Annotated in this window: 17 protein-coding genes and 2 pseudogenes; 11 read left to right on the top strand and 8 right to left on the bottom strand. The window is 67.2% G+C overall.

Annotated elements, in window-relative coordinates; genetic code table 11:
• Positions 1–121 precede the first annotated feature (121 nt).
• From QSK18_RS33280 to QSK18_RS33240, 10 genes and pseudogenes are all read left to right on the top strand, one after another.
• On the top strand, positions 122–1,090 hold the full coding sequence (locus QSK18_RS33280) for a DUF4192 family protein (protein ID WP_232814467.1): 969 nt from the start codon (positions 122–124) through the stop codon (positions 1,088–1,090).
• Between the two features lie 144 nt (positions 1,091–1,234).
• A complete protein-coding gene (locus QSK18_RS33275; RefSeq protein ID WP_232814468.1) occupies positions 1,235–2,206 on the top strand; it encodes a hypothetical protein in 972 nt (323 codons plus the stop codon).
• Positions 2,207–2,287: 81 nt separating this feature from the next.
• Positions 2,288–3,019 (top strand): hypothetical protein, encoded by a 732-nt coding sequence (locus QSK18_RS33270; protein WP_285627659.1) that lies wholly within the window; start codon positions 2,288–2,290, stop codon positions 3,017–3,019.
• Positions 3,020–3,402: 383 nt separating this feature from the next.
• Positions 3,403–3,926 (top strand): annotated as a pseudogene (locus tag QSK18_RS33265) (alpha/beta fold hydrolase); the annotation flags it as partial.
• 577 nt (positions 3,927–4,503) lie between these two features.
• Positions 4,504–5,334 (top strand): hypothetical protein, encoded by an 831-nt coding sequence (locus tag QSK18_RS33260; RefSeq protein ID WP_285627655.1) that lies wholly within the window; start codon positions 4,504–4,506, stop codon positions 5,332–5,334.
• A 9-nt stretch (positions 5,335–5,343) separates the two neighbouring features.
• On the top strand, positions 5,344–5,661 hold the full coding sequence (locus QSK18_RS33255; protein WP_232814472.1) for a hypothetical protein: 318 nt from the start codon (positions 5,344–5,346) through the stop codon (positions 5,659–5,661).
• A gap of 819 nt (positions 5,662–6,480) precedes the next feature.
• Positions 6,481–6,693: pseudogene (locus QSK18_RS36135) on the top strand (hypothetical protein); the annotation flags it as partial.
• Positions 6,694–6,710: 17 nt separating this feature from the next.
• Positions 6,711–7,085, top strand: coding sequence for a hypothetical protein (locus QSK18_RS33250; protein WP_285627651.1), 375 nt, complete (start codon positions 6,711–6,713; stop codon positions 7,083–7,085).
• Positions 7,082–7,585, top strand: a complete 504-nt coding sequence (locus QSK18_RS33245; RefSeq protein WP_285627648.1) for an NUDIX hydrolase — start codon at positions 7,082–7,084, stop codon at positions 7,583–7,585. Before QSK18_RS33250 ends, QSK18_RS33245 begins: the two co-directional genes overlap by 4 nt.
• Before the next feature lie 269 nt (positions 7,586–7,854).
• On the top strand, positions 7,855–8,085 hold the full coding sequence (locus tag QSK18_RS33240; protein WP_232814475.1) for a hypothetical protein: 231 nt from the start codon (positions 7,855–7,857) through the stop codon (positions 8,083–8,085).
• A gap of 108 nt (positions 8,086–8,193) precedes the next feature.
• On the opposite strand, the gene QSK18_RS33235 is transcribed toward QSK18_RS33240, so the two are convergent.
• Positions 8,194–9,030 carry an RpnC/YadD family protein gene (locus tag QSK18_RS33235; protein WP_285627644.1) on the bottom strand — a complete coding sequence of 279 codons (837 nt, stop codon included), beginning with the start codon at positions 9,028–9,030 and terminating at the stop codon, positions 8,194–8,196.
• Between the two features lie 1,032 nt (positions 9,031–10,062).
• Complete coding sequence (locus tag QSK18_RS36335) at positions 10,063–10,272, bottom strand: helix-turn-helix domain-containing protein (RefSeq protein ID WP_502894312.1); 210 nt, start codon at positions 10,270–10,272, stop codon at positions 10,063–10,065.
• Positions 10,273–10,866: 594 nt separating this feature from the next.
• On the opposite strand from QSK18_RS36335, the gene QSK18_RS33230 reads away from it, so the two are divergent.
• Positions 10,867–11,379, top strand: coding sequence for a hypothetical protein (locus tag QSK18_RS33230; RefSeq protein WP_232814477.1), 513 nt, complete (start codon positions 10,867–10,869; stop codon positions 11,377–11,379).
• A 431-nt stretch (positions 11,380–11,810) separates the two neighbouring features.
• On the opposite strand, the gene QSK18_RS33225 is transcribed toward QSK18_RS33230, so the two are convergent.
• The 6 genes from QSK18_RS33225 to QSK18_RS33200 all read right to left on the bottom strand — a co-directional run bounded on the left by QSK18_RS33225 (position 11,811) and on the right by QSK18_RS33200 (position 25,446).
• On the bottom strand, positions 11,811–13,757 hold the full coding sequence (locus QSK18_RS33225; RefSeq protein ID WP_285627640.1) for a DUF262 domain-containing protein: 1,947 nt from the start codon (positions 13,755–13,757) through the stop codon (positions 11,811–11,813).
• A gap of 53 nt (positions 13,758–13,810) precedes the next feature.
• Positions 13,811–15,883: a GmrSD restriction endonuclease domain-containing protein gene (locus QSK18_RS33220; RefSeq protein ID WP_285627637.1), complete on the bottom strand. Its 2,073-nt coding sequence runs from the start codon at positions 15,881–15,883 to the stop codon at positions 13,811–13,813.
• Between the two features lie 141 nt (positions 15,884–16,024).
• A complete protein-coding gene (locus tag QSK18_RS33215) occupies positions 16,025–17,260 on the bottom strand; it encodes a hypothetical protein (RefSeq protein WP_285627634.1) in 1,236 nt (411 codons plus the stop codon).
• A 16-nt stretch (positions 17,261–17,276) separates the two neighbouring features.
• Complete coding sequence (locus tag QSK18_RS33210; RefSeq protein WP_285627631.1) at positions 17,277–22,337, bottom strand: PDDEXK-like endonuclease domain-containing protein; 5,061 nt, start codon at positions 22,335–22,337, stop codon at positions 17,277–17,279.
• A gap of 210 nt (positions 22,338–22,547) precedes the next feature.
• Positions 22,548–23,006, bottom strand: a complete 459-nt coding sequence (locus QSK18_RS33205) for a hypothetical protein (protein ID WP_285627628.1) — start codon at positions 23,004–23,006, stop codon at positions 22,548–22,550.
• On the bottom strand, positions 22,999–25,446 hold the full coding sequence (locus QSK18_RS33200; protein ID WP_285627625.1) for an AAA family ATPase: 2,448 nt from the start codon (positions 25,444–25,446) through the stop codon (positions 22,999–23,001). Before QSK18_RS33200 ends, QSK18_RS33205 begins: the two co-directional genes overlap by 8 nt.
• Between the last annotated feature and the right edge of the window lie 69 nt (positions 25,447–25,515).

The following is a 25,515-nucleotide window of genomic DNA, read 5'->3' as shown; positions in this document are numbered from 1 at the left end:
CAATGCCTCGACCACCCCGACCACCCGGACAGAGAGCCCGGCCGGCGTCCCGGCCTCATCGCAGGCCCTGCCGGGCGGGTCTTTCGGCCCATCGCCTCGACCACACGAGAAGGAGAACGACATGAATGACAAGGACGGCATGAACAACTCTGTCCCGCAACAACCAAGCCCGGGCCCGGCCGGCCCACGGCCCTCCGACCTGCTGGAGATCCACCAGGCGCTCGTGGGCGCCTTCGAAGCGATCCAGCGCTCGGGAGACCTGTTCGTCGTCGCTGACGGAGGGCGCGTCGCCGCCGTCATGTCGATCCCCCTGCAGGATCTGACGGCCGGCCCGGACAGTGAGCAGGCCACGCGCTGGAGCCGCGTGCTGGAGGAGGACACGAACGGTTCACAGGCCAGCGGCGGCGCTGTGGAGCAGCTGTACGTGTTCGCCTACTCCGCCGCAGGGCAGGAGTTCGTGGAGCGCGTGCGTGAGCAGACCGAGGCCCGGGGCTGGCACATCGTCTACGGCGACGAGACCGGCTGCATCGACACCACCGCCACGCCGGCCGTCGACGGACCCACACCGGGGGACAAGGTCGAACGTGCCGGTCGCAGCGTTCTGGACCGGCGCCTGGCTGCCGTCGAGCACGCCCGGGCGCTTCTGGCGGCCAACCCCGGTGAGCAGGAGCTGCCCCGCGAGGTGCTCGCCGCGGTCAGTGAGGCACTCACCGACACGTGGATCCAGTTCGGGTGCCTGAACTGGGACGACGACGCGGCTGTGGCCCTGTGGACGTCGGTCGCGGCCTCCGGGCCCGCGCCGGTGCGGCCCACCGCCGACACGCTCCTGGCCGGGGCGCGATACCTGCGAGGTCAACTGCGGGAGGCGGAGGCGGCCTTCCTCCGGGCGCGCGAGGCCCTGGTCCCCGAGTTGGCGGTCACCAGCTTCGCAGGGCTTCTCCTGCCTGCCGCCACCTTGGGGCAGCGGCAGCTGCGCTTCCAGCAGCAGCGCCTGCTGTTCCTGGTGTCCCGCATGGTCCTGGAACTCGTCGGCAAGGACGGGATCCCGGCCCTGATCGACGACGTCGTGAAGGAGCACCCCCTCGACTGAGCAGGGCCGCACAGCGTCGCCAGGCTGCGACCGCTCAGCACCGTCGCCAGTCGTCGCCGGCCGCAGTCAGCCATCGCCACACATGCCAGGGCAGACCGATCACGGTCTGCCCTTCTTCATGCCCACCCACGAAAGGAATGCGCTGTGAACCAGTTCCAGCAGGACGGCAACGAACACCTGAAGCACGCCGAGGCCGGGATCGTGTACGTCCACCACGGCCTGATGCAGTGGCACCAGGCCCTGGCCCGGCCCGCACAGCTGTACGTGGCCGGAGTGTTCGCCACGATGGCCCACATCGAGACGGTGCCGATCACCGTGCGCCCCCGCCGCTCCTGGCCCCTGGTGGACCACAAGGTCCAGGCCAGCGCCCGGACCGTCGGGCACCCTGTGCGGCACACGTACCTGTTCGCCTACTCCACCGAAGCGCGCCAGTACGCCGAGACGATCCGGCCCCAGGCCGAGGAGATGGGCTGGCACATCGTCCACGCCGACATCACCGGGGCCCGCCTGAGCATCCCCGCCAGGCCCGGCGACGACACCGCCCGCAGGCAACGGATCGCCGCCCGTCTGGGCACCGCCATCCGCGAGCAGCGCTACGGCGACCTGCAGGAGGCCCGGAGGGTTCTCGCCGACGCCCCTGACGGCCGGTTGCCCGAGGCCTGGCAGTGGGACTGCGAGGACGCCCTGAGCGACCCCGTCGTCCCGATCGGCTGCCTCACCTGGAGGGACCCGGCCTCGGTCCGGCTGTGGCAGCACCTGGCCGCCACCGCCCCCGCGCCGCTGAACGGCATGGCCGGCGCCGTCCTGGCGTGCGCCCTGCACCAGAGCGGTGACCGCGACGGCGCCGCCACCGCCCTGCAACAGGCCGACGCGATCGCCCAGCAGAACGCGCCCGAAACCGTCCAGGGCGAAACGACACCGGGGCACCAGCAGAACGGACCGCAGGAGAGCCGGCACAGCGACTCCGCCACCCCGCTGCAGCGGGTCGTCCGAACCGTGCAGATGTTCATCGCCGAGAACATCGGCCCGTTCGGCGTCGACGCCATCGTCCGCCCGAGCCTGCAACAGCTCGCCGACATGGAAGCCAACCTGCGCCGCGACTTCGAACGCGGCTGAGCCCCAGCCCCACCCCACAGCCGAAGGGCCTGCGATCACTGCCGATCGCAGGCCCTTCGGCGTTCCTGACCAGGAGAAGCCATGCAGCAGAACACGAACAGCAATCCGTACGACAGCAACGGGCAGGACGAACGCCACGATCCGCCGGCCGAGCAGCACCACGGCACCGCAGACACAGCACCCACCCGTCCACCGGCCGCCGAGCACGACGAGATCTCCCGGCTGAAGGACATGCTCACCGCCACCCACCGCGCCGAGGCCCGCGCCGGTGAGGTGTTCGCCGTCGCCGTCATGCAGGGGAGCCACTATGTGCTGCCGATCCGCCTACCGCAGCAAGCAGCCACATCTACCCCCGGCGGCACCCCAACCAGCCAGGACAGCCAGGATCAGGCGCGGAACACCTGGGCTCAGGCCGAGGCCGACATCCTCGCCACGGCGGCTGAACACGAAGCCGGCATCGACGCCGTCCACCTGTTCGCCTTCTCCCCGCAGGCCCACGCCTACGCCCAGGCCCTGTGTGAGCAAGAGAGCCGGCTGCCGTTGACGGTGGTGCCCCTGTACGTGCAGGCTCAGCACCAGCGCACTGCCGGCAGCAGCCACGGCACGACTCCGCCAGTCGCTTCGACGGCCGTGACCTCAGCGCCCCGCAGGTACCGGGTTGCGGTGACCGTCCTTGAGCAGACGGTTCAGACGGGCCCCCATGCCGTGGTTTTCGACGCCATCACCGACGTGATGCTTGAGGACGACGAGGTCGAAGGACTCCGGCAGGCCTTGGGCCTGGCCGTCGGACGCCTCCGACGGCCACTCGGTTGACGCCTCACCGTTGCTGATGTGAGGAGAGACAAGGAAGGTAGGTAGGCAGGAAGTGACCCGGAGCGGCAATGGAAGCCCTCTGCTCCGGGCACCACCTCGTCAGGGTCGCCGCAAACATGATTCCTGCGCCCAGTCACCCAGTCACCCAGTGCCCGGCCTTTTTGCGTTTTGGGGGTTCTGTCAGTGATTTGCCGAGTCAACGGAGGTGCACGTGTGCCTGTCGGCGTGTGTCTCATCTCGTCCAGCTTCCTGGAGCAAGTGTCAGCGGCGCCCAGCATGAGAAGGGCGACGGGCTCGGTGCAGGTGGGCAAGCTCGAAGATCAGCGCAGTCGAGCCGACAGCGCCGAAAGGACCTGGAGCGTCTGCGAGCGGTTGTCGCCGACTTCAACCGGCAGCGGGGGGTTATGGCGCCGTGCTGGATGAGAACATGGCCCGGTTCCTGCGCAACCTGTACCGGAGGAACGAGCCGCCTCACGAGCCTCGTCGCGGGATGCTGATGGTCGATCTGGCCAGCGCGGAGACGGCGCTCGGCGAGCCTGTCCTGAGTGATGAGGAGCTTGCCGGCCTCGTCTGTGCCTTCGAGTCCACGGGGTTCACGGGCAGCATCCATTGGTACCGCAACCTCGACCGCAACTGGCACCTGCTGGCGGATGTGGTCCCGATCGTCCGGCAGCCCGCACTCATGATCTACGGGGATCGGGATGTCATCCCGCGGGCCCCGAGACTGAGCGAGTTCGTACCCCGCGTAGAGGTCGTCGGGCTCGACTGCGGTCACTCGATCCAGCAGGAGAATCCGCAGGAGACAGGCGGGGCGATCCTGACGTGGCTGGAGAAGCAGGACGCCACCTCGGGTAGCAACGGTCTGCTCACCGGTAGAGGAGTAGCTTCCGACCAGATGATGTCCTGAGTGGCCGCACCCTAAGGTCAGGTGCAGTGGCCTTGGGCCCGGACCGCCAGGTCACTCAGTTTCGGCCGCTGACCCTCCAACGTGATGGCCCGCACAAGAACCAGAGATGCAGGTGTCGTCGGTTTCGGCCTGGTCGTGAGGGCTGGCCCCGACGCGAGCAGCGTGCCGACGAGGATCACACAGGTCTTCTTGACCGCCGTCTGAACCGCTGCTTCGGCGTCGGAGCCGGCGCTACCAACACTTTCAGAGCCTCGCGCAAGTAGCGGTAAGCCTGCGTCGCCGGGGATGAAGCGACAGACGCCTTTGCTAAGGAGGGAATCGGCTGTCCGTGCAGGGGTGCACTGGTCTTCGGCGCCCTTTGCGCGATGAGAACTGACCCCCGTGATCAGGGCAACAGTTGTCGTTTATCCCTGTAGCTCGGCCATGAATATGCCTAGAGTGATCTTCCTGGCGAGGGGCCAGCGGCGGCGGGGGAGCGGCTAGAACTCTGTCTTCCACGCCGTTCACCACCGTGATGGGAAGTGTTTCAATGCAAGGCCACGGACGAATTCTTGCACTGGGGTTGGCCGTGCTAGGGATGGCCATCGCCCCGGTATTCGTGGGCGGGGCTGCGATGGCGGCGCCCAATGGGTACCCTCAGATTTCCGTGGTAGGGAGACAGGGAAACGAGCGCGAAGTAGGCCCGGAGGAGGCTGCTCTTCAGGAGAGTCTTTCCGCAGGGCAGAACTATGCAGTCGCGGGCGAGGAGTTTCTAGTCGGGAAGTCTCCGGCTGGAGCGAGTCAAGAGGAAGTCTCTGTCTCGGAGGAAGCCTCCGGAGATCCCATCGAGGATCAGATTCAGGCAGCGCTCGAGCCGGGGCAGTTCTATGCCGTTTCCGGGGATGAGTTCTACGTACTGCCTGAGACGGCTGAAGATCTTGAGTCCGATAGGTCGGTGACGGTTGCACCGGAGGCAAGGCTCCGGGTCGCGGACTCTGCTGAGGTCCAGGCGGCGGCTGCAACGCCGCCGTGGAAGAAATGTGGCGTGAAGGACTCAAAGCATAAGCTGGCGCGCGAGTACAAGCGTCAGAAGATGGCCGGGTACACGGGCGCATCTGCACATTTGCGGTGCGGCACTGAGAACTGGAGTTACAAGCACATCAAGAAGCGTCATTTGGGCGACTGGGAAAAGAAGGCTGTCATGATCGGAACAACATGGCAGGATTTTGCTCACTGGTCGATGACGCAGTCGCTGAGTCACCCCTGCGCCAGGGACTACCGTAGCTCGAACGACACCCTTCAGTATCTCGCCAATGTCGAGATCAAGAGTAACAAGGGGAAGGTGATCGATTCTTTCGGTTCCTTTGTTTCGGTCGCGCGCAAGACGCAGAATATCATCACGGCGTACCCGCCAAAAAAGGGCTGCTAGGATGGAGTGATGGCAGCAAGAGCTGAAATTGTTCAGGCATTCGAGGGCGACGCCCGGTTCCGCGTCAACGTTGGCGGTCGGTCGATACATTTCCACGTTGCCAATGCAGATGCCTCCGATACGCAGGTGTGGTGGAATATTTCCGACGCGGAACTTTCCACGCTTGCTTCGTCCTTCGCCAAGGACGAAAAGGCCGCTTACGGCTCGAGCAGCGGCGGTATGGCTACTTTGATCACGCTGCTTGTTGGGGAACTCAGCATGTTCGAAGGTGCTCGGGGCGAGATCGTGGCCCAAGCCGATGGCGGTATCGCTATCGAGGCCCGTTGATAGCGGCTCAATTCCATGGCGTGCCGGGGTCGAAGATCGAAGATTCTCGTGATCGACCCCGGCGTGTCCGCTAGCAGGCCTCCGGTGTGAAGCCGGTAGGTCCGGTCTGGGCCGTGGGGCCACGGCGGCGCACGGTGGCCCTCGAATGAGATGGGCGGCGGACGCAGCAGGTGCAGGAGTACCAGGCGCGGCGTGCCGAGGTTGCGCGTAAGGCGTTGTTGATGGCAAGAATTCGTGGGATCAGCCTGGACGGCAGGAGTGCCCGGGCCGCCTGGGGGGCCGCCATATCCGTTATCTGGGCGTGGTTAAGCACAGCAGCGGTCGCTCGCTGGGGCAGGTCCAGATCGATGCCAAGCACAACGAGACCAGCCATTTCCAAGAAGCCCTGAGCGACCTGGACCTGAAGCCGGCGGCCGGGCCGGGCGGTGGTGAGCAGGTCACGGTGGTGACCTTCGACGCGTTGCATACCGTCCGGGCGGACCTGGATTGGCTGGCCACCGAGCAAGTCGTGCACTACGTGAGCTTGTCAAGCTTTCTGCTTGTCAGTCAGTGGTTTTGGCTGAGGTTCGGGTCAGTAGGTCGGTGTGATGCGGTTCGGGTAGGCGTTGATCGCGGCAGTCCAGTTGACGAGGGAGGCCCGTCGGTATCGCCTTGTCCGAAACCACGCTGCCGGTAATCCACCAGCACCGGGGCGACCTCTCCCGCCTGCAGCACGCCCGCAACCACCACGCCCAGCAGAACACTGCAACAGATTCTGCGCGCGAGAGCGGGAACACGGGCGGTGCCCAGTGAGCCGGCCTGGGTTCTTCCTCACCGTCGATGGCCCTGGTGGCATCGGTAAACCCACCACCGTGGCCGCCGTCGCCCGGCGCCTGCGGGCGGCCGGGCACACGGCCGCCGAACCCTCCCCACAGTCCGCTCGGAAAGGTCACCCGCAGCCTGGCCGACGAGGTGCACGGCCACGCCCTGGCCCTGCTGGTCGCCGCCGACCGCCGACACCACCTGAGCACCGAGATCCGCCCTCATCTGCAGCAGGGGCACACCGTGGTGTGCGACCGGTACCTGGCCTCCAGCCTGGTCCTGCAGCGCTGGACGGCGTCGACCTATGCCTCATCCAGACCGCCAACGCAGACATCGACCTGCCCGACCTGGCCGTCATCCTCACCGCCGACGCCGACCTCATCACGGCCCGGCTCACCGCCCACCACCGCTTCGAACGCGACCCCGGCAACGTCCAGCGCGAACTGGACCTCTATCAGGAGGCCGCCCGTATCCTGGCCGGCCTGCCTCTCACCGTGGCCCACGTCGATGCCGGTGCGTCAGGCCCCGACGAAGTCACGGCCGCGATCGTCCACAACAGCGGCCTGCTCTCCGCTACGGTCGCTCCGGCCCGCTCTGCCCCCGATCCTGGACACACCCCATGACCGACAGCACACAGCCCACTAGCACCCGCACCAGCGACGCGGCCGGGCCGGTCATCGATGTGCACCTGATTCTGCGCGACGGCGACAAGATCCTGCTGTCTCAGCGCGGCGGCCCCTACGGATACGGCCAGTGGCACGCCCCCTCCGGCAAACTCGACCCAAGCGAGCCACTCACCGTGGCCGCCGCACGAGAGGCCTACGAGGAAACCGGCGTCATCGTCGACCCCGAGCACATCCGCCTCGTCCACACCGTGCACCACCATCAAGGCAGCGGCGCCCGCGACCGCATCGGGTTCTTCTTCGAGGCCACCGAATGGCAGAACGACCCGGTGAACCGCGAACCCGAAAAATGCCTACAACTACAGTGGTTCACGATCCACGACCTCCCCCAGGAACTGATTCCTTACCCGGCAGCCGGCCTGAGGGGATACCTTGACAGCGGCCCCGGCCTCACCATCCATGGATGGTCAGACCACGAGGGTTCATCTTCCGCAATGTGATCCGGGGATCCGAACAGCGTCACGTCGCCTTGTGCCGAGTCCGACTTTCTTCCGCCTGTACGGCTGGCGGACGGCCCCCGACTCATCGCGGTCGGCTCACCGAACCTGAACACCGATCAGGTAGCCAACGAGCCCTTGCCGCTGCGACAGGAGAACGCTCCCATGAGCCACGACGGTCGATCAGGCATCGACAGCGATGCTCAAGGGCCCCTTGTGCCTGGCAGGGGCGCTCGCCACGCTCTGCGCTCCTGCGCCGAGGGCCTTGGGCCTTGTCTTTCACGTCCGTGGCGGCATCGGTCCATGCCCTGGCTTCGGGTGCCTCGTGGCTCGATGCGATGCTGAGGGCGCGGCGGAAGTCGGCACCGACCGACGGCCAGGGCTCAGCGCAGCAGGACGGTGACGCAGTCGGCGGCCGGCCATCTCTGCGGTGGGGACGACCGGCGGGAACCACCACCCGGATCGAGCAGCTGGAGGCCAAGAACGCCGAGCTGGTCGAGTAACAACGGGGTTACCGCACACTTACGTTCGGGACCCGGCAGACGATCACGTTCTGCGCAGGACGTTCATCGTCGTCCGGCCGGGTCCCGTCCGATGTTCGGGACGCGCGATCAGGGAACCTTGATGTCCTCGAACCGCTCCGCGCGCGTGATGGCCTCGATCGCCGCCACATCGTCGGCCTGGCTCAACGCGTCAGCCAGCGCAGCCAGGCCCGGGTGGTCACCGAACCGGGTGCGCATCAGAGCGAGCAGGGTTCGGGCCTGGCCCTCTCGTCGGCCTTCTTGGCGGCCCTCCTGGCGGCCTTCTTGGCGGCCGCGGTTCCTGAGGACCTGGGCCCAGTCGGACTCGCTGTAGAAGTCCGCGGTCTCCTCGACGGTCATCTTGGTCTCCTTTCGGATCTGGTCAATGGTAGGGCGGTCGAGCACGATGCGGGCAAGTTCGAGGGTGGCCTCGACCAGGGCTGAGCGGCTATTTGGTGGTTCTTTCCGGATTTGGAGCAGGGCCTGAGCGAGGCGGTGCTGGCGCGCGGAGGTACTGCCCCTGGTGAGGACGGCCATGGGTGCCAGGGCCGAGTCCGCCAGGAGAACCTGTGGGTCGGCGTCGCGGACGTGGACGGTGCGCAGGCCGAGTCGAAAGCCTGACTCCGGGTCGTCGAGATCTCGCAGGGAACCCTCGCCAAGGACGATCGCGATCTGCGTGACCTGATCGCCGGCATAGCGGCGCATGATCTGTGCTCGGTAGCCCAGCATCCGGACGGGGACGTCTGCTGCTGGGCGGACCATGTACTCCATGTGGAGTAGACGGCCAGGGCTGATCCGGGCCAGAAGGTCGGTGTAAAGGGTTTCGCTGGGGAAGTTGCCGGCAACGAACTGCGGCTTGCCCTCCAGCGTGACTCCCAACCAGTCGCAGAAGCCGGGAAAGTTGCCCTCTTCGACGATCCTGCGCATCATCCGGTCGTAACGCGGGCCTCCGCGCTCAGGGTTCTGGGTCATCAGGCGGCCTCGGCATTGCGGGGACGATGACAACGCTGAGCGGCGCCGGCCGCTGGCAGGCCAGGCCTGGAGACGATGCACTCCGGACCGAAAACTGGTCGACGAGGGATGGGTACCGCCGGGTCCTGATCAAGGGGCCGTGAATTAGTGCTCACGTCGTGGAGACATCGAGGGGTCATGGCTGTGAATCTCACGACGACTACCGTACGGATTCTCCGTTCTGATGAGGTGATATCCGAAGTCCAGTGCAGTGAGCGTGCGCTCAATGATCTTTTCGTTGTTCTCGACGGTTCGGATGGAGTCCTGATTGAGGAGGACGTGTTGCCGGGGCCGCTCCCACATTCCGTCGGCGCCCTGTGACGGCAGTCGTTCGTGGGTGGTCCTGCAGGGCCGTGGTGTTCGGGCAGGTGACGCCAAAGGCGCACCGGGGCGTTCGTTCCACAGGGTTGCGTTGAGCACCCGCCGGTGCGATCTCCTCGCGGTTACGTCCCGGAAGCAGCAGAGGCTCGATGACGGCCCAAGCCCTGTCCCTCAGTTCCCCGCGCTCAACCGCGAATTCGCCTTTTGCATAAGATCATTGACAAGGATCCGCGGTCACGGCGCCGGTGAACTCGCCGCCGCGCTCGGACTGCAGGTGGTCTTGACCACGGTGTGGCCTCGGCGGTGCGGGTGGCCACCGCGGCGTCGATGGCCCGGGCGGCCGTGGGTGCGTCAAAGTGGTCGTTTGATGGCGTAGCCCAGGACGCGTCGGAAGTGTCGTCCCGGATCGCGCACAGGAACGTGTCGCCTTCACCGCACGTCAGATACGTGATGTCGGTGAGCCATGCGGCCTTCAATCGTCCCTGGTGGAACTGCCGCAGGATCAAGTCGGGCGGGAACGAGGCGTCGGGATCCTGCACGGTGGTGCGAACTGCGAACGTGCGGGGCTGATGCCCTCGATCCCGATCGCGGCCATGATTGCCGCAACGGTCTCGGGGGTTCACAAGCTCACCGCGAACGCGGCCACCGATCCGCCCGCCACGCCCGGTCGTCGCAATCGTCCACTTTGGGTGACTTGCGGATTGATTGCTCGCCGTTCTCGATGCGAGACGACTTAGCTCTGGACCCGATCAGTTCCAGGTCCAGGTGACGCAGTCCGTTCTGCTCACGTAGGGAGCGCAGTTGACGACCCAGCGCCTTGCGCGTCCGATAGCTCATCGTTTTCCCCTGCCGGCCCGCCGTTGGTTTGCGCTTCTGGCTCCATCGCTGGACACGGCCGAAATGTTGAGACGGCGTGCTGTTGCAGCACGGAGACCTGCGCAAAGGTAATCTGGCCAGACAGTGTTGGTTCGGATAAACCGTTCTCTCATCGGTTAAGCCTTGGTCAAAGTTGCGCGCACGACGTGCAGACTGGAACGCGGGGGGCAGTCCGAGGCGTGTCATGCCGACCGGTCGCAGTCTGCTAGATCCGCAACTTGCGGCAGGTCGCAATTGACTGCCCGTCGTTCAGGTCCGTGCCCCGGATCAGCTGATGCCTACGCTCCTGTGAATCTTGGTGAAAAATATATCTTCTGGGATCGCTGCGGCAGCACTTTCCGAGATGGGGATGATTTACAGCGAACGTAGCCTTCGTCCTCAGGCTCGGATTCCGGCCGATCCCGACAGCAAGGTGCCGGGCCGGGGACCAGACCCGTGCCGGGCGGACTACTGGTGCAGGCGCGTATTCCACCTGACGCCTATCGCTGACCCTCTCGGTCAGGTGTGCGGGGCGGCGTCCTCGGTACGCCTGGACGGCTCCCTTAAAGTGCGGTGATGAAGGTTCCGATCGTTGGAGAGCCAACCGCCGATCCCCTCGCGCTGGATGGGGTGCTGGCCGGGGCCCGGAGCGTGCGTGTCATCCCCCGCGGGTTCCTGGTCTACGACCGGGATCCCGAACGGGTTCCGGGACCGACGGGTTCGAAGACGGTGGTTTTCAGCGACGATGTGCTCGTCGAGGTTCACGACGACGAGGCGGCGCAAGGACTGCGCCGCGCCCTCGCCGTAAGTAGTTTGAGTGACTTCGCCTGCATGTGCGCCGGCGACCTGGCTCTGGAGTTCCTCGACGCAGGGGGCGAGCACCTCACTGTGGTGCGGGTCGACCACCCAGGCAGTATCGGATGGGCACGGTGGCAGGGGGAGGCGCGGGTGCGTGACCCGGCAGCGCTCCAGGGGTGGCTCAGTTCACACATCGCGCCGGACGCTCAGCCGCGACCTCGCTCCCGACGGAAGAAGCCGCGGTGGAGTGTTAAGCAGCGCGCGGTAAGTTGTCGGGAAGATAGGCCATGATCGCTCGCTGTGTCCTGCGGGCGGGGTTGAACTTTTCGAGGTACCACTTATGGCCCCGGCGAGAGTCCATCCCGCATGAAGCGCAGCAGCGGCGCAGACCGTGGGCGTGGAGGCCCGCTGCCGGTCCCGATTATCCGTGGGTGTCGAGTTCGCATCTGATGCCATTACGCCCAGGTCTGTGGAAGGACGCAAAGTGTGCGTCTCTGGGTGCATACCCCCGATCATGGCGTGTGGCCCTGGGGCTGATGTCGTGGTGGTTGTCGAGCCGGCCACCTTCCCGGATAAGGCGGGCCGCCGGGCGGGCTGTGCACAAGCCATACCCCGCGCGAAGCGCGCGAGCTGACTGGTGCACAGCAAGGCCTTGCCCTGCAGGTGACCCGGCGGAAGGCTGCTGTCAGGCACCTGACGCTAGCCGCGTAGGCGCGCGGCGATCACGCAGTCTGCCCGCTGAGCACGGTGGCTTCGTCAGCAGCGTCATCCATCTCGCTGTCGGCGTCTAGCTCCTCTGCATCGATGTCGTTGGGTGGCACGACGGCCCATCGCTGCAGCGCCCAGGCCCGGATCTGCTGCAGCCGCTGTTCGACAGTGGCCGGGGTCCAGGTCTCGTACAGGCTCCCAAGTTCCCGTGCACGGTTCAGGGCTGACGTGCCCAGGTAGCAAGGCTCGGCGGTGCCAAGGGATCCACGTTTCTGGGAGTACTCCTTGCGCCCGTACGACGAATTGTCGTAGGTGAGAACGAGGTTGCCGATGCCGTGGACAAGACGTGAGTGGTTCTCGCCGAAGTCGACCAGCCACTGGCTGCCCTCTTCCGGGGTCTGGGGCAGGACGTGCTCGGTCGTCTTACGTCGTCCGGTCTGGATGAAGTCGCGGAACGGGGCGATCTCCTTGTTGATCTCCAGCTCGTATTCGTAGAGAACGTACTTGTGGCTGCGCCGGTGGTACCAGTTCTTCTCGGGCACGAACTCGGAGCTGACGGCCTCGTCCGGTGCCCAGTTCCAGATGCACGAGCGGATGGTCTCGAGGATCTCCTGGCGGTCGAGGCCTGAGTGCAGGTCGAACGCAGCCTTGGCCAGGGTGGTCCGGCCGGCGTTGGTGCGGAACTGACAGATGGCGAACAGCCGCGCGGAGTAGGTCTCGCAGAGCTCGACGAGTTCGGCGTAGAAAGCACCGTCCTGCGGGTAGCGCAGCCGCGCGGCGAACATCAGGGGCCGGAAAGGGAACCAGACGTCGCCGCGGACCAAGGCGGCATTGGCGCGACGGGCGCGGGCCGCATCGTGCTCGGTGAAGTCGTGGTACTTGGCGCCGTCGGTGTGCATGTCCCGCAGGAAGGCTGAGCACAGCTGCAGCGACCTCACGTAGTCGCTGACGTCGTCGTACAGCTCCTGCCAGGCCTTGCCGTAGTCGGCCTCGCTGGATTGCGCACCGGTCGACGTGAGGCGATCGGCGCTGGGCACGTACTTGTGTCGCGGAAACCGGGCTTTGATCGAGGCGGTCCGCTTCCACTCGTTGGGCCGGTGGTCCTTGGTGGCCAGCCAGTGCGCGTTCAGCAGAGCGTCGTCGTCGACCGGCAGGCCGGCCAGATTGCCGAAGATGACGGACCAGGCCTGGTTGATCTTCTTGGCCAGGTCGTCGCTCTGCTGCGGGGAAATCTGCCGGGCCAGGTACAGCAGGTAGTTCTTGACCTTCTCCAGTTCGGACAGTGGTTGCCCGCGCTCGTTCAGCGTCTCGAAAAGCACTCCGACCTCGGCGTTCGACCTGACCTCGTAGACCAGGAACCGCAGGCGGGAGTTCACCCGGGTGCGCAGATCAATCAGGCGCTTGACCTTGACCGAGTCGTCGACGTCGATGGTCAGGTCGGCGATCCGCGTGTCGAAGAAGCGGCGCGCCCGATCGAGGCGTCTTTGGCCCTCGGACAGCGACACTCCGTCCATCGGGTCCTCGCCCAGGATGATGTTGTCCCAGAACGAACCCAGGTCGCCGGCCAGCTGCAGCCGTCTGGTCCGGACGCCGCCGATCTGCACGGTCAGAAGCTTCCTGATGTCGCGGACGGCGTCGTCGGCCCCCTCGTCCGTGTCGACGTAGGCTTTGAGTGCTCGACGCACCCGGTCGAGGAGAAGCAGGCAAGTGGTCAGGCGTTGCTGCCCGTCCACCACTTCGTACGTTCCCAGGTCTTCGCCGGAGGACGATTGCCGGGTCGGTTCCGTGGTGCGCTGCAGCACCAGGGTTCCGGCGTAGTGGCTTTCGGTGCCCAGGAGGTCGAGGTCGTCCCAAAGATCGCCTAGCTGCTTGTCTTCCCAGGCGTACGGGCGCTGGTAGTCGGCGATCTGGAGCAACTTCTCACTCAGCACTGTAGTGAGCGTGTTCAATTGGTCGACCATGACCTGCTTCCTGTCCGTGGTTTTGCGCCCGGGCGGTGCGAGGGCTCAGCGGATCACGCTGGAGTGCTGCGCAGGTCCTTCAACCGCCGCCCATCCGGCAACGACCAGAACCACCATCCGTTGGTGGGGCTCTTGCGCACATGCTTACCTGCGCCCGACGGAGTCGAGAAGGTCTGCCCGTCAAGCAAGATCCGGCCCTCTGCCGTGACGGTGCACGTCACGGCTCCCCAGCTTCCGTGGCGCGCGGTCAAAGTCGTCCCCGCGGGCAGCGCTCCAGAGGCAACCAATTCCTTCAGGCTTGCCTTGCTCTCCTCAGAGACGTCCCGATCGACTACCGCACCAGCGTGCCCGTCCGGCACCGGCCAGGTGAGGGCCAGCAGCTCGACCAGCCGGTGGGTGCGCTCGTCGATGAGGCTCTCGTCCCACCCGTTGATCGAGGACTTGTAGATCTCACGGTTCATCAGCAGGACGTCGTGCTTGTCGAGTTCGATGCGCTTGCCGCCGTCACCGAGCCAGGGAGAGTTGGAGACGGATGAGTTCAGCCCGGTGGTGAGCAAGGTCAGGTTCCCGAGCCGGTGGACGTGTGCGGCACGGTCGATCTCGGCGGCCAGATCCGGGACGGGCCAGTTTTTCTTCCAGGAACGGGGCAGCAGGTGCTCGATGGGGAGCCCGGTCCGACGCACTCGCGATCCCGTCTTGGAGGTTGCGGTTCCCGCGTAGCCGCGTAGAGCGTCCTCTGCTGCCTCGAGAAGCATGCGGAGCCGGCTGCGCTTGAGCCGCTGGTACACCGGTTCCTCAGCCAGCACCTTCTCCAGTTCGGCATCGCCCGGCCAGTAGGTGCTTTCGGCATTCTGGCGAGCGAGGAAGGCTTCCACACGTTGGGGGAGTTTGTCAGCGCTGAGGCCCTGGCTCGACTGGATCAGGTCGGCGACGACGCGGCCGTGGTCGGCGGAGGTCAGGCGCAGCATCAGCCGGCGCATGAGCCAGCTCTCCAGACTGCGCACCACGCGGCGAACGACCGGCTCCGGGTAGGCGCCGGCCGGCTCGGTGAGCCAGAGCAGAGCTGGCTTGAGCGCCTCGGTCTGGGCGGCCTGCATGCGGTAGAAGGCCATCTCCAGCGGGTCGAGGTCGCGGTCGGGGTCAGTGGCGTTCTTGGTCCAGGTCTCGTACTGGTTCGCCTGCGTACGGATCACGGTGAGCAGGTCGAACATGGAGGCCTTGGCCTCGTACTCGAGGTGGTGCTTGAACCGGGCGAATGTCGACTTGGGGCTGAGCTCCTCGCCGATGCGCGAGATCAGCCACTGGTTGAAGAACAGCGAGCTGCGGCTGACCAGGGTCCGCCCGACGCTGACCTCCTTCTCCCAGAACGCGGACTCGAAGGGCCACAGCTCGTTGTAGGCGTGCCGGATGTCCACGCCCTCGGCGGCCAGCCGCTGGAACACGAAGTTCTTGATCAGGTCGGCCGAGGTCAGGGGAGTGCCGCGAGCGTTGAGGGTCTCGAAGATCTCCTGGGAGTTCTCGTCGGCCTTGAGGTCGATCACCACCAGCTGCAACGACTGGGTCAGGACGGTGGTCAGTGTCTGAGCTCGCTGCTCGAGGCTGAAGGTGGAATAACCTGCAATCAGCCATTTCTCGACCTGGGCAGTGAAGAATCGGTGTGCCTGGGCGATGAGGGACGAGTGCCCGGTGAGGGTTTCGTAGGGGATCGGCGGGTCGGCCAACATGACCTCGTCGAAGACGGCCTGGTCCCGGTTGCTGTGTCGCAGCTTCAGGGGCACGTCGCTCGGGCCCAGGAAGTGAGCCTGGTTGTGGGTGAGGGCCTCGAGCTGTCCGCTGAGCTGGTCCTGCCCGTGTTCTTCACAGGCCACCCCAACAGCGTCGAAGAGGATTTGCAGGGTGGTAAGCCGCTGTTGGCCGTCGATGATCGACCAGCCTTGAAGTGTCCCGTGGGTGGTGCCGATCGACTGGATGACGACCGCCCCCAGGAAGTGGGTGGCCGACGATCCGAGGTGGTCGAGGTGGTGTTCGACCAGGCGGCGCACGTCCTGCCAGAGCGGGGCCCACTGCCCCTCCTCGTCCCAGACGTAGGGGCGCTGGAACAGAGGCACGACCAGCTGCTGCGGCATGCTGAAGATCGTCAGTGGCGTCCGAACGTGTGTGTCCAACTCGTGCCCCTCAATTGCTCCGCCGGCCTCGACAGCACATGATGTCAGGCCAGTGGTGCTACGTAGGTGAGATGCGTCATCCAGTGCAAGGATTGAATGTGGTCAGCCGTCGTTGCGGCGGCGCCCCTTCCAGGGGATGCCGCTGGAGATTCGGCCCGTCACTGAACCGGCCCGGCTGATAGCTTCGCTGCCGAGGTTCCTGGCGGCGCTCACGCCGTGCGCTCCTGCGCCGAGGGCCTTGTCCTTTACGTCCGTGGCGGCATCGGTCCACGCCCTGGCTTCGGACGCCTCGTGGCTCGATTCGATGCTGAGGGCGCGACGGAAGTCGTGTACGCCGGCCAGGACGTGGTTGCTGGAGCGCACCACGGCCGGGGTGTCGAAGGGGTTCATGAGCACGTTCGCATTGGCGGTCTCGACGGCCGCGTTGATCCTGCTCAGCAGGCGCTCGGTACTGTCCGAGATGTGGGTGAGCCGTTTCTGCCGGGCTATTTTCAGCCCCAGCCGGTGACCGTCCAGTTCATCGGGGGACTCGTCCAGGACCCGGTCGAGTTCCAGCACCGCGATAGCGTCCTGCAGCTGAAAGGTGCGGGCCAGAACCGCCAGCCATTCCCTGACCACGGTCTCGGCTTCCTTGGCGGTGGCGGCGAGTTCGTTGATGTAGGTCTTGGACTCGAGCCTGTCGGCGAGGGCGTCGAGCTGCAGCAGGGCGTAGGCCTGGGTGTCGGCGATCGTGGTGGGCGCGGTCTGCACCTTGGACCACATGATGTCGTCGACGCGGCCCCGCTGTTCGCGGATGGTCATGGTCTCGTCGATGACGAGGCCGGCGCCGATCATGCGGGCCAGGACGGCGTCGTTCTGGGCGCGCAGAACAGCGTCGACCTTGGCGTCGATGGCGGCGAGATAGTCGGTGATCTCGTCCATGGTCTGTTTCATCGCCAGTTGGGCCATGATCCCGGCGGCCCCGGCGAGAACCGCCGGGTTGGCGACCAGAGCCTGTGGGGACACGGGGCCTTTGGAGAACTGGACGATGTTCCGGATCTGGCCGTGCGGACCCCTGACCACTCCGGTGCTGAGCCCCTTGGGGGTCTGGCGCAGTCCGTACTCTGCTACTTTCGCGGCGGACTGAGGAGTCAGCTGGACCCATCGGCCGGTGTTGGCGACGATCTGCGAACCGGCTTGCGCGACAACGGATCCGCTGTGGAGTACGGACTTGAGGCGGGGTAGCCCGAGATCCTTCGACGTGAGCCCCTCTGAGGTCAGGAAGCGCTCGACGTCGGCCGGCTGGCCGATGACTGCCAGCCCTTCACCGTCACTGATCAGCTGTACTTCGTGGTCCATGGCCTGATTGTTCCTTTCAGATGGACGTGCGCAGCAGCCGCGTGGTGCTGCGGTACGTCTTTGCTTCGGTGGACTCAGGGGCGAAGTACTGCACCAGGAAACCGCTCTGGCCTTGCTGGTCAGGATGGACGTGGACGTCCTGCTGGGCATCGGCGGCCTGGACGATCGCGGTGGCCTCGGCTTCCTTGAGCCAGGCCACGATGCGCTCGCGGACGCCGTTGCGCCGGCGGACCTCGACGTTCGAGCGGTAGCGCTGGGCCTCGGGGGAGTCGTCGGGGTGGAAGCGGGCGATGCCGCATTCCCTGCCGTTCTCGTCGAGGATCGGGGTGTCGGTGCGGTGCCGGTGGGCCGAGAGCGCGGCTGCGGCCTCATGGGGCCGGATCCAGCCGACCAGACGGTAGCCGGTTGGAACGGGTACCTCTACCGAGGCGGGCTTCATAAGTGATGGGACGGATACCGACGTCGTGGCGGAGACGCTGGTCAGTGCCGAGACGCGTTTGGGTGCCGCCTCCGGTGCTGGTGTACGTGTGGGTGTCACGTCGGGGGCGTCGTTTTTCGGCCGGATCGTGATGAGGGCCTCTTGCCCTGCGGTCTGGGCCACGACGTTCACCGAGGCGACGGGCTCAGCCGGCGTCTCGATGATCACCTTCTGCTCGAGGTCGGCGGTGGGCAGTACCGGCGGCGGGGAGACTTCGGGTGCAGTGCCGGCGATCGGGGTGATACCCAGCTGGTCGAGGCGGGTGACCAGGGCGGCGAACGCCTCGCCGGGAGAGCGGTAGTACGTGGAGGCCAGCACCCGCCAGAACTTCCAGCCGAGCCGTTCCAGCACCCGCTGACGCCGCAGGTCGTCGTCCCACTGCTCGAGGCCGTGGAAGCGGTCACCGTCGCACTCGACGGCGAGCCGGTCCTTCTCGCCGTGCACGACCATGTCGATGCGGTACCCGCCGACGCGGTGCTGCACACTGACCTTGTAGTCGTGGGCCAGCAGCTGGTCGAGGACGTCGCGCTCGAAGCCGGAGTCGCACCGCTCACGAAGGTCCTGCGCCTCCTTGCGGCGGTCACCGTAGCTGCGGGCGTAGTCGATCAGGGCGCGCCGCTGGTCTTCGGCGTTGAGGGTGGCCGGGTCGACCGTGTGGAAGACCCAGAGCTGGTCGCGGGCGCGGGAGGCGGCGACATTGATGGCTTGCTTGTCGCGTTTCTGGACGGCCGCGTAGCGGTGGTGGTCGGTGACGACGCTGACGAAGATGACGTCTCGCTCGTCGCCCTGGAAGGCAGCGGCGTCGCCCACCCGCAGGTTCAGCTTCTGGAACAGCTCGAGCCCCAGACGGGACTTGAGCTGACGTTCGATCTCCTTCTGCTGGCCGCCGGACAGCAGGACGACCACACCGAAACTGAGTCCTTCGTAGGCCGGATCGCTGGCGCACTCGACGACCTGCTGGACGAGTGCGGCGGCCTCCGGGCGGTTGGCTCGCGTGGAGTCGGCTCCGACGAGCGCACCGTCAGGGACGTGGACCGCACGCAGGGCCGGCCCGATACCTTCGCGGGTCTTCTCCCGCAGCGGCAGGATCCGGTTGTCGTAGAAGCGGTTGCTGAAGTCGATGATCTCGGGAACGCAGCGGAAGTGTTCCCGCAGCATCACCACGTCGCCGTAGGCCCGCTCGGCGATCCCGTACAGGCTCTCGTCGACCGTCAGCAGTTCCTTCTGGGGAACGCCGTCCAGGTGAGCCTGCTGCAGGCCGACGATCCGCTCCCGCAGAACACCCACTCCCGGCGGGCTGGTCTGCTTGTCGTCGCCCACGACGACGACCTTCTGGCCCAGGGCGAGGACCCCGACCGACAGCAGGTCGCACTGGCTGGACTCGTCGACGATCACCACATCGAAAAGGTCGCTGCGGCGGGGGTCGAAGTTGTCGAGCACCCGGTGGATCGGCATGATCCAGACCGGCACTGCGCCCATCGCCTCGGGCATCTGCTGGCGCGCGGTCTCCTGCCAGTGCGGCGCCATTTTCCCGGTGCCCTTGCCGACCTTGCCCAGAGCGCCCAGCCACGCCTTCAGGGCCCGGCGCTGGCCGTCGCGCAGGTTGTGCTTCAGCCCGATCTCGGCCGAGCGCCGGGCCATGTCGACGACCGTGCGGGACAGCTCGTCGCGCAGTGCCTCGCTGCGCTGCTGCCAGTGCTCCAGCGCGCCGTTCGAGCGCAGTTCCTGGAGCCAAGTGTCGGCCTGCGCCCACACCCAGGCGTCCTGCCACTGTTCGGGGTCCAGGACGTGGGTATTAGCGGCCAGGCGTTCAGCCCAACGGGAGGTGATCGGTGTCAGACGCCCGAGCAGCCGGTCGTACTGTTCCAGGTCTGGCAGGAGCCCGCTCAGGCGAGCGTTCTCCTCCAGGGCTGCGTCCCAGTCGTGCCAGGAGCGGTTGATGTAGGCGGTGTACAGCAGGTCCCAGAGGGGGGACGCGGTGCTTGTCTGCCGCTGGAGCTCCAGGTGCTCGCGGTGAGATTCCAGGGAGGCGGTCAGGGCGCGTTCCTGGCGACGTTCGGCGGCCGCGTGGAGAAGTCGTGCCGCGTTGGAGAGGTCTTCGGGGTCTGGAAGGCCGCTGAGGGACGACAGGGCCGTGCGCAAGCGGGCCACCGTCGTCCGTTGTTCGGTGTTCTCCCAGACGAGAGCGTCCTGGAGCTGCTGGGCCAGCTGGCTGACGGCCGAGGTGAACGTGCCCCCGGCGGCAGGTACCGGCATCCCGCACTCGTCGGCCAGCTGCTGCACGTACCGCAGCGCCGCTGAGGTCTGCGCGCGCAGGTCGATCCAGGTACGGACGAGGTTCAGCTCCTCGATGGTGCGGATGTCGCCGTCGTCGACGGTGGCCTTCTGGTGGAACTCACGCAGTGGCCCGTTGAACAGCTTGGGTACGCCCTTGCCCTTGGCGATCCGCTGTTCGAGCTGATCCAGCAAGCCGTGGTGCGTACGGACGTCCCCCGTTGGCACGTCGAAGGTGTGCCCGACGGTGCTCTTTCGCAGAGCGATCAACTGGGCGCTGCGGTGCTGGAGCTGCCTGGCCTGCTCGTCCCAGTACGTGGCCAGGTCAGGGGAGTCACGCACGGCGGTGCGGATGCCCAGGAGCCAGGGCTCCTGCAGCCGCCCGACTCGTTCGGCGGCGGTGGCTGCGAGGTCGGCCAGCTCGCTCAGCTCGTCCTCGCCGAGGCTGTCGACACCCTCGAAGTCGATTCCCTCGGCTTCCAGGTCGGCGAGTGCATCGCGCATCCGGTAGAGCTTTTCGTGGTCCTGGCGCAGTTGCGAGCCGACGGGAAGATCTCCGGGAGCGGGCCGGTCCAGGCGCAGCGCGCGGATGTCGGCGGCGGGCAGGTCCCGGCAGAGGCGGTGCAGCGTGAGACGTTCGGCCTGGTTCAGGGGAAGTGCTGTTCCGGCCGGGATGCGGTCGGCGATGACGCCGATGGTCTCGGCGTGATCGTGCACCCAGCGGGCCACGTCGCCGGCCTTGGCCGGGCCGGTGGGCAGGGGGAACTCGCTCTGCTCGGTGCGCAGGGCCTCAACGGACTTCAGGTCGCTCTGGCGGATCTGGATGCGCAGGTCCTCGACCTGGGCCTTCAGTTCGGCGACCTTCCGGGTCTCGCGCTCCACGTCCAGCCTGCTCACGATGTTGCTCATCGCCTGGACTGCCGAGTGCACCTGGTCGATCGCCTCGGGGGAGGATCCCAGGGCGGCGACGCTGAGATCGCGCAGTTCCTCGGGGATCTTGTCCCGCAGGACCTCGAGGGCCTGCTCCTTCTGGGCCGTGACCAGGACCCGCTTGCCGTGCGCGACCAGGTGGCTGACGAGGTTCGCGATGGTGTGGGTCTTGCCGGTGCCGGGAGGTCCCTGAACGGTGACCCCGCGACTGCGGCCCAGCTGGCGGATGATGCGGTCCTGGTCGTCGTTCGAGGGCAGGGGCAGCAGGGGGAAGTCCGCCACGGCCGTCCACTCGGAGGTGTTGCGGCTGCCGTAGCCCAGCGACCCGGCTTCCCGGTCGGCGGTGATCGTCTCCTCGTCGGCGACGATCGCAGCCACGCCCTCGGGGATGAAACCCTTTTCGTCGATGACGTCGGCGAGCTCCTGGTAGAAGCGTTCCTGCCGCAGGGCGCGCTTGCGCGGGTAGAGCACCCAGGTCGGGTTGAGCGCCGGCTGCCGGTCGGGCTGTGCCGCCTCGCCCGCCTCGTTCAGCTTGGCGTCCAGGCCCAGCGGGGCCAGGACGCTGAGGTTGACGCTCTGGAGGGAGTCCTCCAGCCAGGGGTCGAGCGGGCTGGAGCGCAGCCGTTCACGCAGCTTGGCCAGCTCGGCGACCGCGGGGATCCCGAGGCCTTCGAGGGCGTCGAGTTCGAGCTCGGTGGAACGCTCGGGCAGCACCCGCAGGGTGCCGTCGCCGCTGTCGCTCTCGATCGTCATCCGCGTGGTGAGCACCGGGGAGAAGATCGTCTGCTGCCCGACCTGCCAGCCCAGGACGCTGTGACCCCAGGTCAGCTCGTGGGTGGCCTGGTTCTCCTTCAGCAGCAGGCTGAGGTCGAACAGGTGCGAGTACAGCGCGCGGGCGGCGCGGGCCGGCGGGATGCTGAGCGCCCACGGCTTCCATACCTGGTGGGTCCAGGTCTGCAGGTGTGCGCCGAGCTCGAGCCATTCCTCGTGCAGTTGCTGCTGGGCCAGCCAGGCCTCGAGCTCTTCGGCCGTGCAGTCGTCGGCCGGTGCAGGCTCGTGCGGCGGTTCCGGCGTGCGCAGAACAGGCCCGTTTTCCAGGTCGTTGAGGGAAGCGGCCTCGACATGGTCGGCCAGGCGCTTGGGCAGCGCGGGCCGGGCCGGCTCGTTGACCTTCTTGACGGTCAGCCAGGCGTCGCGCCCCTGCGCGGGTCCCAGCGCGACGGCGTGATGGGCCGGGACGGCGTCCGGCCACAGCGGGGTGCCGGCGGCGGCCTGACGCAGGTCGCGCTCGGCCTTCTTCTTGAGCTCGCGGGCCACCGAGCCCAGGTAGTCGAGGAAGCGGCGGGTGCGGTCGAGCACGACGTCCTGATCAGCGCTGTGGTTCCGGTCGGGCACCTGGGGATCCTTCACATTCGTGACGAGCGGCGAACGGTCTGCTTGAGGAGCGGGCATGGCGCAATGCCCGGCTGCCCAGCTCACTGATCAGGGTGAGAGCCCGGCCATACCGGCAAATCACCCGCACTTTATCCGGTTCTGGTGGTGTGGAAGTGACTATCCGTAAACCCGGGGCGGCACTGCCGGCGGCCGACCACGAGCTCGATGAGTTCACCGGCCGGCAGCATGCCCGGCGGCGACGGCGACGGCGGTGGCTGTCGGCGGCTCAGCGATCGCCGGCCCGGGCGCGAGGCCGGCCCGGACCCGGGCCTCGACGATCAGAACGAGGTGGTGTACCTCGGCCGCCGAGGCGGGCAGGTCGTAGGCGTGGTGATGGCAGGCCCTCGACAGGGCGTTCCAGGCGTAGGTGACCTGGCGTGAGGCCGGCGTCCCGTCCAGGGCCCGCAACGCGATGAGTTTGCTCGCTCCGCGAAAGCCAGGCCCGTGGGGCCCGGCTCCGTAGGGCCGCCCCAGAGCCGCCAGCCAGCGGTCGATCTCGCCCTCCAGCACCGTTCTGGCCATCGCTGCCGCGGCCCGGGCCCGGCGGTCGGGCGGAAACGGTGACTGGGCACCCAGGGCAGTGCGGGCCGCGCCCAGCAGAGCGAGGGCTGCATCCTGCTGCTCAGCCACGGTGCGCCTCCAGATCGGCCAGTGTGTCCCGCAGGTCGTCGACGGCCGTCAGCGGGTCGCCGCTCAGACCCTGGTGGTGGCCCCGGGCACAGATGTCCAGGGCCCGGTTGCGGTGAGGGCGCGCCCGCTTCCAAATGCCGGCGTCCCCGCTGGAGAGGGCCAGAGCGACCTTGCTCTTGGTGGTCTGCGCCCTTGACCAGCCGGCGTCGACCTCGACACGAGGAACCCCGGCCCGGAGCATGCGGTTGAAGTACATGCTGTGGCAGCGCGACTCGATGCTGCCCCGCACCAGGGTCGGCAGAACGTGGCGGCGCACGGTGTCGTCCATCCCCGGGTCCCTGGCCACCGTCAGCGCATCCGCCAGCAGGTTCCGTGCCTCGTCAGCCGTCTCCCGCACGCTCACCACCGAGCGCAGGTCGCGGGTGACCTGGAGCATGGTGGCGGGCAGTCCCAGCCGCCCCACCGCCTCGGCCAGCCGGTCGTCGTGGGTAAGCACGATGACCTGACGCTCCCGCGCGGCCTCGTGCAGCACCCGGGCCAGGCCGTCGACCTTCGCCGGGTCCATGGCCTGCACCGGATCGTCGATCATCAGGAACCCGAACGGGCTGTCGGCCAGGGTGGCCTTGGGCAGGAACACCGACAGGGCAAGGGCGTTGGCCTCACCCTGGCTCATCACGGCGAGGGCGGCGGCTTCCTCACCGTCGACGGCGGCGGGAAAGTGCACCCGTCCCGAGGAACCCCACGGCTGCAGCACGACCTCGGTGATGTCGACGTTGCTCTCGTGCCGCAGCGCGGACCGGATGGCCCGGGTGCGCTCGGACAGCGGTTTCATCCGCTGCGCCCGCAACGTCTGCGCCTGCTCCTTGACCCAGGTGTGCGCGACGTCGACCAGGCGTGCCTGCTCCTCGAGCGCCACGGCCGCGCTCATGTCGGCGTGCCACCGGCCCAGGCGCAACGCCAGCGTCTGCCAGGCATCGTGCCGGGCCTCGAGTGCGGCGTTCGCGACCGCGCCGAGCTCGCTGACGGCCGCGTCCAGGCGCTCGCAGGCAGCCGGCCCGTGCTCGGCGATCTGGTCCACCTCAGTTAGGCCCGCCCAGTCCTGCCAGGCCTCGCGCACCGCCTGGCAGGCGGCAGCGACGTCGGCGCCGAGACCGGGCAGCTCGAGGAGCACCCGAGGCAGGGGAGTGATGAGCGCGAGGAGGGCCTGCTCGGCGTGGGCGGCGGCGGCGCGGGCCCGGCTCAGCCGCTTGCCCAGTGCCCGTTCCTGGTCCAGTTCGGCCCGGGTACGCTCGGCCCAGGCGGAGTCCAGGACCGCGCCCTCGCAGACCGGGCACACGGTGTCACCGCCCTGGTCGTGGTGCTCCAGCGCAAGGCTGAGCAGCTGGGACCGTCGCGCCGCCGACGCCTCGAAGAAGCCCTGGGCATCGACCAGTTCCTGCCGCGACTCCCGGTACAGGTCGATCATGCCGTGCAGCAGGCCAGCGTTCGGGCGGCTGATCGTGTTCAGCTGGGCCAGCACCGAGATCGTCTCGACGTAGCCGTGGTCCTGGCTGCCGGTGACGAGCGCGGCGACCGCATCGAGGTCGGGCCGGCGCTGGTGGATGAGCTCGAAGGCCTGCTGGCCCCGCTCGTCCTTCGCCGCACGCAGCAACGGTGCCAGCGCCGCGCGCTGGTCGTTCGCCGCCTCCCGGTGCACCCGCAGCTTGCCCAGCGCCTGCTTCAGCCGTGCCTGGGCGTCGGTGATCTGCTCCAGACCCAGGATGGGCGCCAGCGCCTTGTACAGCTTGCTCGGCTCGGCGACCAGCGAGCTGAGCTCGTCGTAGGACAGCAGGGGCCGGTGGGCCTCCAGCGCGCCGGCCCAGCCCAGCCCGGACAGCCCGGCCTGGCGCTTCTGCCCGTGCACCTGGGTCCACGTGCGCACGTCCTGCAGCGTCGCGTCCTTGTCCCACTCGGCGCCGACGGTGGTCAGCGGCTGGTCCTGAACCGCCAGTTCCACCGTGATGCGCGCCGTTTCGGGCTGGTGGACGTTGCGCCAGGCTTCCTTCCAGACAGCTGCGGTGCGGTTCTTCCAGCGGTAGCTGTTGCTGGTCAGCGCGACCTCGAGCGCCTCGGCGAAACTGGACTTACCGCAGCCGTTACGGCCCGAGATCACGGTCAGGCCCGGACCCACCGGCAGGTCCAGCCGGGCGAGCGGACCGATGCCCCGAAATCCTTCGACCTCGATCGCCGACAGATACGCCCGGGCCGGCTCAGGAACCGAATGCGGCTGTCCCGCGCTCCCTGTTGTTGTCTCGCTCGCGGTTCCCTCGAGCAGTTCGTGCAGTTCCTGCTCGCCCTGCAACGCGGCCAGCACCAGCAGTCCCACGTCGTCGCTGACGCCGGTGGCGCTCAGAGCCTGCGCCACGGTGGAGATCAGATCCTTGGACGGTGCATTCGACATTGCTTTCCCCTGTTCGATGCTCTCGACCCTTGCGATGGCCTGCGGCGCGCCGCCTCAGGCCCTCGACTC

The organism is Kineosporia sp. NBRC 101677, from assembly GCF_030269265.1.
Taxonomy (GTDB): Bacteria; Actinomycetota; Actinomycetes; order Actinomycetales; family Kineosporiaceae; genus Kineosporia; species Kineosporia rhizophila.
Note: the sequence above shows the minus strand (reverse complement) of the source record. Positions and strands in the feature narration are given on the sequence as shown.

Bases quoted from the DNA above. Each gene is read 5' to 3' on its own strand.
- QSK18_RS33280 (WP_232814467.1), top strand. From the start codon at position 122: ATGAATGACAAGGACGGCATGAACAACTCTGTCCCGCAACAACCAAGC.
- QSK18_RS33270 (WP_285627659.1), top strand. From the start codon at position 2,288: ATGCAGCAGAACACGAACAGCAATCCGTACGACAGCAACGGGCAGGAC.
- QSK18_RS33260 (WP_285627655.1), top strand. From the start codon at position 4,504: ATGGCCATCGCCCCGGTATTCGTGGGCGGGGCTGCGATGGCGGCGCCC.
- QSK18_RS33255 (WP_232814472.1), top strand. From the start codon at position 5,344: ATGGCAGCAAGAGCTGAAATTGTTCAGGCATTCGAGGGCGACGCCCGG.
- QSK18_RS33245 (WP_285627648.1), top strand. From the start codon at position 7,082: ATGACCGACAGCACACAGCCCACTAGCACCCGCACCAGCGACGCGGCC.
- QSK18_RS33235 (WP_285627644.1), bottom strand. From the start codon at position 9,030: ATGCGCAGGATCGTCGAAGAGGGCAACTTTCCCGGCTTCTGCGACTGG.
- QSK18_RS36335 (WP_502894312.1), bottom strand. From the start codon at position 10,272: ATGAGCTATCGGACGCGCAAGGCGCTGGGTCGTCAACTGCGCTCCCTA.
- QSK18_RS33230 (WP_232814477.1), top strand. From the start codon at position 10,867: ATGAAGGTTCCGATCGTTGGAGAGCCAACCGCCGATCCCCTCGCGCTG.
- QSK18_RS33225 (WP_285627640.1), bottom strand. From the start codon at position 13,757: ATGGTCGACCAATTGAACACGCTCACTACAGTGCTGAGTGAGAAGTTG.
- QSK18_RS33220 (WP_285627637.1), bottom strand. From the start codon at position 15,883: ATGCCGCAGCAGCTGGTCGTGCCTCTGTTCCAGCGCCCCTACGTCTGG.
- QSK18_RS33215 (WP_285627634.1), bottom strand. From the start codon at position 17,260: ATGGACCACGAAGTACAGCTGATCAGTGACGGTGAAGGGCTGGCAGTC.
- QSK18_RS33200 (WP_285627625.1), bottom strand. From the start codon at position 25,446: ATGTCGAATGCACCGTCCAAGGATCTGATCTCCACCGTGGCGCAGGCT.